The organism is Dyella japonica DSM 16301 (assembly GCF_001010355.1).
In the GTDB taxonomy this organism is placed as follows: Bacteria; Pseudomonadota; Gammaproteobacteria; order Xanthomonadales; family Rhodanobacteraceae; genus Dyella; species Dyella japonica.
Genome location: NZ_JPLA01000103.1, coordinates 1 through 301 on the forward strand (window position 1 = coordinate 1; position 301 = coordinate 301).

1 protein-coding gene is annotated in these 301 nt (G+C 61.5%); it reads left to right on the forward strand.

The window, feature by feature from the left end; genetic code table 11:
- Positions 1-301: phosphatidylglycerol lysyltransferase domain-containing protein (locus Y882_RS18325; protein WP_156171598.1), on the forward strand; the 301-nt coding region annotated here is incomplete at both ends.

Consider the following 301-nt stretch of genomic DNA (forward strand, 5'->3'; position numbering starts at 1 on the left):
GTGTGGCAGGGCGAGGAACTGGTGGCCTTCGCCAATCTATTCCTCACCGACAACAAGGAAGAGGCTTCGCTGGATCTGATGCGGCATCTGCCCGACAGTACGGCAGGCATCATGGACTTCCTGTTCGTCAACCTCATGCAGTGGTCCAAGCAGGAAGGCTATCGCTGGTTCAACCTCGGCATGGCGCCGTTTTCCGGCCTGCAGAACCGCCGCAGCGCACCGCTGTGGAGCCGCCTGGGCGCGATGCTGTTCGGTCGCGGCGAGCGCTTCTACAACTTCCGCGGCCTGCACAAGTACAAAG